The sequence below is a fragment of the Streptomyces purpurogeneiscleroticus genome (assembly GCF_020024005.1).
Lineage (GTDB): Bacteria > Actinomycetota > Actinomycetes > Streptomycetales > Streptomycetaceae > Streptomyces > Streptomyces purpurogeneiscleroticus.
Map to the genome: position 1 here is coordinate 1 of NZ_NHSG01000473.1, position 9,793 is coordinate 9,793.

Here is a 9,793-nt window from a genome sequence, read left to right on the forward strand (position 1 = left end):
CGGGTACCCCAGCGCTGGCGCGCTGGGCAGTGAAACGACTCCGCTAACGCTCCGTCAAATTCCCGCGCAAGCGCGGGAATTGAATTCCGCAAGCGGAATTCTGAAAGCGAATCAATTCGCGCAAGCGCGAATTGCAGAACCCCCGCTTCGCGGGGATTCAAGGCTGGCTACGAGGGAGGCTGCATCGTGTCGGATGTCCGTGTAAACCCTGGAATCCTGGGCCACACCCCCACTGTGGACTCGAGCCCGAACCGATGCCGGCCCACCCGAAGAGAACCGGCTCCGCTGCGCTCCGCCTCCGAGGTGCGCACCTCGGCCGACATCCTGCAACACTCAACAGGATGCAACCCAACGCTACGCCGACGCGCCAGATCTGGCGCTGCATCACCCAGTCGAGCCAATCTCGTTGAGCGGGATGCATCACTCCTGATGGAGTGTGTAGAGTCTGGGACTGCATCGCACCACCCCGGACCCGCATCGTATTCGGGGAAACCCTCGCTGAATGTGCTTCTCATTCCCTCAAAGGAGTACGGGAAATGCCCGTGAAACTGCGTGACCATCAGGTCGAGGCCGTGGATGCCATCGTGCGTGGCCTCGATATTCCGCCGGGCAAGAGGATGCCCGCGAACGGGCTACGGGGGCAGGTCATCGCTGCGTGCGGGACGGGCAAGACCATCATCGCCGCAGCGGCGGCGCGGCGTCTGGTGCCGAACGGCCGGGTCCTGGTGCTGATGCCGACGCTGGATCTGCTGACCCAGACCGTGCGGGCCTGGCGCGAGGCCGGGCACACCGGGCCGGCCGTCGCAGTGTGCTCCCTCCAAGACGACGGCGCACTGTGGAGCATGGGCGTGCGCGTCACCACCAGCCCCGTCCAGCTTGCCCTATGGCACGGCCAGGGGCCGGTCACCATCTACGCCACCTACGCCTCCCTCGGCGTCCTCGCCGAAGCCTTCGAAGGCGTCTACGGGCAGCAGCTCATGCCCATGGACCTCGCCTGTGTCGACGAAGCCCACCGCACAAGTGGATCTCTGGGTAAGGCGTGGGCGGACATCCACCACCAGGACGTCATCCCGGCGGTGCGTCGGCTGTACATGACGGCGACACCGCGGATCTGGCAAGAGCGGGGGCCGTCCGAGGAGCAGCGGGAGGGGTTGCGGCGGGATCCGCTGCCCGAGGAGCTGGCGGCGTCGATGGATGACGAGAGCATCTTCGGGCCTGTGCTGTACCGGCTCACCCTGGCCCAGGCGGTGTCCCGCGGACTGCTGGCGCGGTACCAGATCATCGTCGTGGAGCTCCAGGACCCGGTGGTCACTCCTGAGCGGTTGTGGGGTGAGCAGCGGTATGAGGAGGAGGTGCGCGGGCAGCGGCTCGGGGCGCTGCAGGCCGCCATGCTGCGCACGGCGGCGGAGCACCAGTTGCAGACGATGATCACGTTCCATCACCGGACGATCGAGGCCCAGGCGTATGCGGAGGGGTTGCCGGCGGTGGCGGCGAAGCTGCATGCGGATGATCCGCAGAAGTACCCGCGGCGGATCTGGGCGGACTGGCTGTGCGGCGAGCATGAGGCCGAGCACCGGCGACGGGTGTTGGGTGAGTTCGCCACCCGTGCCGGCCGGGCGATCCTTTCGAATTGTCGCGTTTTGGGGGAAGGTGTTGATATTCGAGCGGTGGACAGCGTTGCCCTTCTAGATCCCAAGGGGGCGCCGCACGACATCGTGCAGGCGATTGGCCGGGCGTTGCGGCAGCAGCCGGGTGAGGGGAAGCTCGCCTCCCTCATCGTGCCGGTCTTCCTGGCGCCCGGGGAGCGGCCGGAGGACATGTTCACTTCCGGCAGTTACCGCCCGTTGATCAAGGTATTGCAAGGTCTGCGTGCGCACGATGAAGAGGTCATCGAGCTGCTCGCCATTCCCCAGGAAAACCAGAAACGGGCCGTGAACCCATCTGTGAATATCGGGCCGGCGCCGGAGGAAGGGGAAGAGGAATCCCGTCTTCTGCTGCGTTTTGCCGCTCCCCGGGATCCGGTGATGGTCGCGGAGTGGGTCAGCTTCAACGTCATCGACACCGAGCGGCAGGACTGGGCGCGGGGTTACGCCGCGCTGAAGCGGTTCGTGGAGCGGGAAGGGCACGCCCGGGTTCCCTACGACCACAAGGAGCCGCCCGGCCCGTATCCGCTGGGACAGTGGACGGCCGAACAGCGCCGGGCGTACGGGGCCGGGACCATGTCGGGCGCGCGGGCCGAGCGGCTGGAGAAGCTCGGCATGATCTGGGACGCCACCGATGCCGCGTTCGAGGAGAACCTCGCCGCCGCGCGGGTCTACTTCGAGCAGCACCGCACGCTCGCCGCGCCCCGGCCGGCCACCGCCCTGGACCGGCCAGTGGGGCAATGGCTGTCCAACCTGCGCCGCCCGGGTGCGCTGGAGGGGCGCCCCGAGCGGGCCGCGGCGCTGGCGGCGATCGACCCGGACTGGAATCCGAAGTGGCCGATCGACTGGCAGCGGCACTACGCCGCCGTACGGGAGTGCCTCACCGGCGGCGCCCGCGTGGAGGACCTGCTGCCCGGCGTCACCGTCGACGGCGCCGACATCGGCCGCTGGCTGACCCGGCAGCGCGAACACATCGCCTGGACCAAGCTCGCGGCCGGGCAGCGCGAGCGCCTGGAGCAGCTCGGCATCGGCCCGCTCCCCGCACCCAAGACGGCGGCCGTCAAGGGCCGCCAGGGGACCTCTGAAGCCTTCGAGCGGGGTGTGGCGGCCCTGACCCAGTACAAGGCCCGCACCGGCTCCGTGGGGCCCATCAGCCGCTCCCACGTAGAGCGAATCGTGGTCGACGGCCAGGAACACGCCGTGAAATTGGGGGTATGGGTGATGAATCTCAAGGGTCGCAGGACGAAGCTGCCTGCGGACAGGCTCGCTCGGCTCGCCGACCTCGGACTCCACTGGGCAGCATAGACGCCGACGTCACGTCACGAGCCTCACAGCGATGGTGTCGGACTCGGCATGGCTGCGCCTAGCGTTTGTCGTGATGTCACTGCAGAGGAGTTCGGCGCCTCAGGTACCGGCATCTGAGGGGAAAGGACGACAGCGTGAAGATCATGCTCGACAACAACGTCTGGTCCTACCTAGGGGATGAACGGGCCGGGGAGCGGTTCACTGCGCTCGCACATTCGCTTGGGCATCGTGTGGTAACCCCTCCGAGCGTCCTGCTCGAGGTACTGGATCATCCCCTCTCGGACAGGCGGGCAGCCATCGTCGAAGCCATCACGACCGCGACGGATGAGCGACTGCGCAGCGAGGCCGACCGGGAGAGCGCTGAGGTCATCTCCGAGGTGCGCCGTCTGCACCCGGAGTGGATGCGGGCAGTGCCTGACACCGGACGCGAGGCGACGTGGCGTACGTACTGGACCAAGAGATTCTGGCGAGAGGCGGCAAAGCACCACGACCGCTTGCACGATGCGGAGCCGGCCCGGCGGACCGCGCGCACGGTGCAGTTCCTCGTGGATAACCAGAAGGAACAGCGGGAGCGTTGGCGCGAGGCCAACTTCGATCTCCGCGACCTCTCTCAGATCACATTCTCCCCGAGTGACGAGACGACGGCGGAGCAGCAGGCCGGGTGGGCACCTGGCGAAAGGATCGCGGCATGGCGGCCGTACAACCAGGAGGTGTACTGGCGTGCCTTCGCGACGGGTCGCCGATCCGTGCTCACGCATGAGGACACCACCTACGCCGACTGGGTCGGCGCCCGGGTAGACCTCCGTGCCATGTGCGCCTCTCGGGAGGCGTTCAACCGGTTCTGGCTGTACGAGGTGGAACCCGCTTACATGCCGCGCAACTGGATCCGGTGGGCGGCGGATACCGTGCAGGCAGACATGAAGGTCACCAACGGCAACCCCATTGACGTCCAACACGCCTCCTACCTGCCGGACTGCGAAGTTTTTCTCACCGCCGACAAGAACTTCCTACGCGTACTGGACCGCATCGCGCAGCAGGCCCCGGTCTCCATAGGTAGGGCCCACCGGGTGGCGCCAGCGGCCCATGACGGCATCGTGAAGGCAATTGAAGCCACGCTGCGCACTCTCTGAGGCGCTCGGCACTCGCAGCGTCCTGAACACACGAAAACGGAGAGCACCAAGCCGTGACCGATAGTTCATTCGCCCTGACTCCCGAGCAATGGCAGCAGCTCACTGCCGCCCGCCAGGCCTACACCGATGCCGTCAGCACGTACTACGACGAGACCCTGCAGCAGGTGACCCAGCGCGTATGCGCGAGCGGAGACATCGGCAAAGCGGATATCGGAGCGCTGTTGATGTGGAAACGACTCAGAGCTGACACCCCCTGGGCCGCCGAGCTAATGGCCCTCCCAGACGCGGACGTGCGCCGAACGACAGCCGCAGCCGTCAACGCCGCACGCGACACCACTGTCAACCGCAGGGCAGCAGCACAGGCCGGCCGAGCAGCCCTCGCCCCGCTGCCGGGTTTTCGCACCGGCGACGCCCTAGCATCCGCCGTCCTTACCGCAGCCGCGCCCCACCGCATGGCCATCTACGACCGACGAGCCCACAGTGCACTGCACGCCCTCGGCGTGCCCCTCAGCCACGCACCCGGACGCTACAGCCGCTACATCGAAACAATCGACCAACTCCTAGCCACCGCTCCAGCCCCGATCCGCGACTGGGCGCCACGCGACATGGACACCGCCTTGTACTGGCTCAGCAAGACCACCAGCGCACAGCAGCACTCAACGAACCTGATCAGCCCGCACTGAAACTGAGCACACCTGACCAACACCCCTGGGCGTGATAAACCCATAGCTCAGGGCCGCGGACTGATCAGCCAAGGTCACCCTCGCCCACTAGTCACAAATACTGCTCCTGGACACCCAGCTGGCCGAGCTCGGGCTGGAGTGGGCGTAGAGAAGCCGGGGACTGTGACACATGTGTCACAGTCCCCGGCGACGGTGGGATGCGCAGCAGTGGCCGGGCAGAAGATTCTGCCCGGCCACTGCTGTCTGCGGTCGTCTTCGCAGCCCAAGGGACGAGTGAGCCGCAGTTGACCAGGGCGCTTCAGCATCCTGGCGTCTGCGGTTCGGCCGTCATCGACTGGAAGGCACCGCATGGCCGTTCACGTCCCGGGCAACGTTTCCTCCCGCATGCCCTACTCTGTGGAACACAGCCACCTCGGGCTGAGCTCCACCCCCACGAGGACGCCCGTCGCAGAGCGGGCCGCAGCCGACCGCGCGGCGCACCCCCGCGGACGCCGCGCTCGTCGCGGCCGCCCTTCGGTTGACGTTCTCGAAAACAGGAGCGCTTTTCTCATGTCCCGTATGGACATCTCCCAGCCCGTCCCCGCCTGCTCGCGCGGCCGCCGTCTGGCGCGCCGCTGTCGGATCCTTGCCGCTCGCCTGCGCGCCGCCCTGTGGCGGTGCGTCGTGCGCTTCGCCCGCGACGACTTCGGTAAGGCCGTCAGGTACGGGCTCGGTTTGGGCGCGGTAAAGGTCGCAGGCTGGTGCCTCCTCAGCCTGTGGCTCGACGTTCCCTTCACGGTGCTGGTACGCGCCCGTCTCGGCTTGTGAGGAGCGCCCCGGCGATCGTCTACCGCTCGGCCGCGGTCCTTGCCGCAGTGCTGGTCTGGGCTCGCATTTAACAGACACGCCCTAGTGGCTCGGCAGCGGGTGTCTCAGATCCTTTGCTTGATCTTGACCAAGCAGCGCTGAGAGCCTGAACGGAAAATCCTCCAGGTCACGGGCATGCTGACGCGTTCGTTGGCCTGAGCTTGAGGAAGTGGGCTGGTCAGGATGCAGGGGCGAGGGCGACCCCGTGCGGAGAAGAACGACAGGACGGCACAGGGAACCGCCACCCGGGCGAAGGGGGCATTCCTTCGACATCTGCGTCCGGGACGGCGGCGGAGAAGGCGACGAGGGCCGGAACATCGTCGGCGATTAGGGCGGTGCCGGTGAAGTGGGGCTGCATCCGCACCGGCGTAAATGAAGCCGGGTTCGAGCTCCACGGCTGGCAGCCGGCGGCTGGGGCCACGCCGTCTTCGTGGGGTGGCAGCACGGGCGAGCGGCGCCATTTTCTGACCTTGTTCAGGAATCGGTCGATTCGTCGACACCTTCCGTCGCCTTACCGCGCCAGTAGAGGAGATTGCTGCGGGTGTGCAGGGTGCTTGAGTGATCCGCGCCCAGTATCCGCACCTCATAGGTCAGGAGCTCTTCGAAGGCAGCGGCTGCCCCGGCCGCATCGCCCGCCTCCCCCCGCCAATGGGCGAGGTTGTGGCGGGTGTTCAGGGTGTGGGGGTGGGTTTCGCCGAGCACTCGGATCCGGTCTGCCAGGAGTTCCTCGAAGGCTGCTGCTGCCCCGGCGGCGTCGCCAGCCCGGCCTTTCCACCGAGCGAGGTTTCCACGGCTGGTCAGGGTGCGGGGGTGGTCTTGGCCGAGCACCCGGATCCGGTCGGCCAGGAGTTGCTCGAAGGCGCCTGCCGCCCCCGCCGGTTCTCCTGCCTCGCCCTGCCAGTTGGCAAGGTTGTTGCGGGCCGTCAGGGTGTCGGGGTGGTCCTCACCCAGCAGTTGCACCATCTGTGGCAGCAGGTGTTGCAAAGCTGCCGCCGCACGGGGTGCATCCCCTGCCCGGCCCAGCCACCGGGCGAGGTTGCTTCGGGCCGCCAGGGTTTCGCCGTGGTTCTCGCCCAGTAGGCGCTCCAGGTGTGGCAGCAGGTCCTCGGTCGCTGCTGCTGCCCCGGCCGCGTCGCCGGCCTCACCCTGCCATCGGGCGAGGCTATTGCGGGTGGCCAGAGTGTCGGGGTGGTCTTGGCCGAGCGCTCGGATCCGGTCTGCCAGGAGTTCCTCGAAGGCTGCTGCTGCCCCGGCCGCATCCCCGGCCTCACCCTGCCACCTGGCGAGGCCGTGACGGGCTGCCAGGGTGTCGCGATGGTCTGGGCCCAGGTGCTGGGTCGTTGTCTCGGTCAGGCGTAGGAAGTGTGCGGTGGCAGCAGCGACGTGGCCGGCTTCGCCGAGGCTGGTCCCAGCACGGTGGAGCACTGCATGGGCATGTGGCTGATGGAGGGCGGTTTCGTCGTGGTCGGTGAGGGCGGCGGTATTGGAGCGCAGGGCCTGGGTGAGGGCGGTGTCGTGTGAGGGGCCGGGCCAGACGGCCAGCAGGGCGTCGGCGGCCGTACGGGCAGTCTCGTGCTTGTGGTCGTGGGGGAGGGTGTCGAGGGTGGCGCGTTGGATGAGCCGGTGGACGCGCACGGCCTTGTGGGCAGTGGCGGGGGTGTGGTCGACAAGACTGAGGCGATGCAGGGTTCGCAGGACCCGCGCCGCGTCCCTTGGGGAGACTGGTGCTGGATCCCCAGTGGCGTCCGGGCTGGGTCGGGGCCGGTGCTTGGCGAGGTGTCCGAGGGCGGGCTCGCTGGTCAGAACGGTCTCGGGGATGCCGTTGGGGTCGAGGAGGGCGGCCAGTTGGAGCATGGGGCGGGCCAGGCCGGCGGGGCGCAGGACATCGGCGCGGTCGATGGACAGGGACCAGGCGGCGGCAAGAGGGAGGGCCTGGTCGTCGGGGAGTCGGTCGGGGGCCGTGTCGGCGAGGGTAGTGGCACGGTCGGCGAGCAGGTCCCGGTACGAGGCCACGTCCTCGCCGGAGTCGATGGCGTAGGCGGCGGCCTGGGAGAGGGCCAAGGGCAAGCAGCCGAGATCGTCGGCCAGGGCGCTGAGCTGTTCTTCGGTCTCCTCACGGTCGTGGGCGGCCAGGGACCGGGTGAGGTAGGCGACGGCCTCGGTCTCGGTGAACAGGCCGACCTCGATCCGGCGCCGGCCCTCGCCGGTCAGGGCGGCGTCGCGGCAGCGGGTGGTGACCAGGGTGTGCCCGTGAAATCCGGCGGGCGGCCACAGCCCGCGCAGGTCGTCGGGGTCGGCAACGTCGTCCAGGACGACCAGCCACCGGCACGGCCGTGCCCCGGCCTTTGGGGTCAGCCAGGCCAGAAACGTCCGCGCAGCCTGTTCGGGGTCGTCGGGGTCGGCCCGGCACAGTTCGATACCGGCCTGCGCGTAGCCGGCCACCACGTCAGAGCGGGAACTCGCAGTGACCCAGACCAGGACGTCCAGGCTGCCGCCTGAGCCGTTGTCCCACGCGGCGAGGGCGTAGTCGGCGGCGAGTTGGGTCTTGCCGACCCCGCCCATCCCGGTCAGGACCTGGCCCAGCGCGGTCGTGCCGGCGCCCTCGACCGCCGCGCGCAGCCTCTCGGCCTCGGCACGGTCCTGGAAGGACTGGGCCCGGGGCGGGAGCACACCGACCTGGTGTGGCCAGGCAGCGGGCTCTCGGGGCGCGGCATGGTAGTTGACCTGGCCAGCGCTGCCGATCGCCACGCTGTTGTGGCTGGCGTGGACTGTGACGGTGTTCGAAGTACCAGGTTCTGCGGGGGGTGGTTGCGGGCTTGGGGCGGCCGGTCCGTTCAGCCCTGTGGCGGAGCCGGCGCCGGAGGGGGGGTGAAGGTCACCGGCCCGTTCGCCGCGCCGAGGGCCATCGAGCCGTTGTCGGCTGTGATGTTGAGGTCGCCGCCCGCGGCCACGACGCCGTCACCGGCGGATATGCCGCTGTGCGGTGCCTTCTGCTGTTCGAGCAGGGCGCCCAGGTCGTTCACGGCCTGCGCGCGGTCGGCTTCGTCCAGGGATTCCAGCAGGAGCTCGATGCGGGTCTGCCAGGAGGCTTCCTGCCGGGCCCGGGCCTGCACGCCGCCGTCGGCTGCCTGGAGCGCGGCGGCGGTCTGGTCGAGCCGCTCGCGTTGCGCCTGCTCACGCTGCGGGTTGCCGCGGCCGAACCAGCGCGCCAGCGCATCCCGGAAGCGGGTCCATGCGTCCGTGCTCGCGGCCGTCACTATCGCCGCACCGCCAGCTGCGGCCAGCGTTGTCAACTCCTGTTCCAGCATCCCCTCATACCCCCGTTGCCCGCCGAATCTACTGAGGACGATAGCGCTGGATCTGACGGCCATGCACTCCCTTCCCAGGAACACCCCCTGTATCCGGACGACAGCCCGCAGCCGCCCGCCCCAAGGCTGTGGGCTGCACAGGCTCACTCTCTGGCGTTGGCGTCGTCCTGGTCAGGGTCGCCTCGGGAACTGGTTCCGCACGCCAGTCGAGCCCGTAGGAATCCACGAACTCGCCGGCGAACTCAGCCGCACTGCCGTCCGCGATGCACCACGGGCAGAAGCGTCCGCTGATCTCGTGGGCGGTATAAAAGGTCGCAGTGTAGATCCACCCCGTGGCGCGGTTGCAGCACCCGCAGGGTCATCCCCGCCCTGTGCAGCAGCCTCACCCGGCATTGGTTCCCCGCCAGGCGGTGTGCCCGACTCGTCGGTGAACCCCAGCTCCGCCAGCGCCCGGTCATAGCGGCTCGGCTCCAGCCCCACCCGAACGCCGGCCGCACGGGCCACCTCCAACACCCGGCCCGCTCCCAGGTCACGCTTGATCGCGCGGTGCAACGTCGGCAGTGAGGGAACACACTGCACACCCCACCGCTGAAGGTCACCGGCCTGCTGCGCCTGCAGCATCCGCCGGTGCAGCTCCGCGACATTGCCGCCCGTCTGCGCCAGGACCTCCCACAAGGCGTCACTGAGCGGAAACCCCTCCCGCCGCGGCCGCGCCTGAAGCCGGCCCTCCGCCCGTCGGCCAGCCACCGCCACACCGTTCGCTCCGAGACCCCCGCCACCTGGGCCGCGATCCGCACATGCCACCGCGACAACGCCCCCTGCCCCTCAGCATCCACCGCCAGCAGCCGCCGCACCACCACAGCCCGCGGCAACACCCC

Annotated in this window: 6 protein-coding genes and 1 pseudogene; 4 read left to right on the forward strand and 3 right to left on the reverse strand. The window is 68.8% G+C overall.

The genetic code is table 11. The annotated features are described in order from the left end of the window. The first annotated feature begins 536 nt into the window (after positions 1–536). The 4 genes from CCS38_RS34265 (at position 537) to CCS38_RS34280 (ending at position 5,568) form a co-directional block, all read left to right on the forward strand. The gene (locus CCS38_RS34265) at positions 537–2,948 is read left to right on the forward strand and encodes a DEAD/DEAH box helicase (RefSeq protein WP_223737455.1); all 2,412 of its coding nucleotides are present in this window, start codon (positions 537–539) and stop codon (positions 2,946–2,948) included. A gap of 134 nt (positions 2,949–3,082) precedes the next feature. Continuing rightward, entirely contained in the window at positions 3,083–4,078 is a 996-nt protein-coding gene (locus tag CCS38_RS34270) for a hypothetical protein (protein ID WP_223737457.1), read from the forward strand. A 53-nt stretch (positions 4,079–4,131) separates the two neighbouring features. Further along, entirely contained in the window at positions 4,132–4,761 is a 630-nt protein-coding gene (locus CCS38_RS34275; RefSeq protein ID WP_223737459.1) for a hypothetical protein, read from the forward strand. 558 nt (positions 4,762–5,319) lie between these two features. Further along, positions 5,320–5,568, forward strand: coding sequence for a hypothetical protein (locus tag CCS38_RS34280; RefSeq protein WP_223737461.1), 249 nt, complete (start codon positions 5,320–5,322; stop codon positions 5,566–5,568). A 513-nt stretch (positions 5,569–6,081) separates the two neighbouring features. Here CCS38_RS34280 and CCS38_RS34285 read toward each other — a convergent pair. The 3 genes and pseudogenes from CCS38_RS34285 to CCS38_RS34295 form a co-directional block, all read right to left on the reverse strand. Next, positions 6,082–8,277, reverse strand: coding sequence for a tetratricopeptide repeat protein (locus CCS38_RS34285; protein ID WP_223737463.1), 2,196 nt, complete (start codon positions 8,275–8,277; stop codon positions 6,082–6,084). A 164-nt stretch (positions 8,278–8,441) separates the two neighbouring features. Beyond that, positions 8,442–8,864 (reverse strand): hypothetical protein, encoded by a 423-nt coding sequence (locus tag CCS38_RS34290; RefSeq protein ID WP_223737465.1) that lies wholly within the window; start codon positions 8,862–8,864, stop codon positions 8,442–8,444. Positions 8,865–8,943: 79 nt separating this feature from the next. Then, positions 8,944–9,258 (reverse strand): annotated as a pseudogene (locus CCS38_RS34295) (CbrC family protein); the annotation flags it as partial. Positions 9,259–9,793: the final 535 nt, after the last annotated feature.